We start from the raw sequence: 387 nt of genomic DNA on the forward strand, positions 1-387 counted from the left end.
GTCCGGGCCCGGCGATGGCGCGCAGCCTGGTGTCGGGCGCGGAGGCGCGGACCCGGTTCATGGCGCGGACGAGACCGGCCGGGGTGGTGAAGCGCCCCGGGACGTGCGGGGCGGGCCGCTCACGCGGAGGGTTCACGGCGCGGTCCGCCGCCGCCCAGAGTCGGCGGGCGGTCGCCTCGTCGGCTCCGGTGGCACGGGCGAAGGCCACCGTCGTGCGCGGGGTGGGGAGCCGCCCGTCGAGGGCCTGGCGCAGGGTGCAGTCGCCCACCCCGTACCGGGTTCCGGCCCCCCTCGCCCGCTCGGCGAGGTACTCGAACGTCGCCCGCCGGCCCTCGGCGCGCGCCGCAGCGTCGGCGGCGGCCTTCCGCCCGCGCAGCCAGCCGCGCA

1 protein-coding gene is annotated in these 387 nt (G+C 80.9%); it reads right to left on the bottom strand.

All coding sequences use genetic code 11. The features are described 5' to 3' along the window. Nucleotides 1-387: hypothetical protein (locus JGS39_RS40325; protein WP_372456202.1), on the bottom strand; the 387-nt coding region annotated here is incomplete at both ends.

Source organism: Streptomyces poriferorum (assembly GCF_019399235.1).
In the GTDB taxonomy this organism is placed as follows: Bacteria; Actinomycetota; Actinomycetes; order Streptomycetales; family Streptomycetaceae; genus Streptomyces; species Streptomyces poriferorum.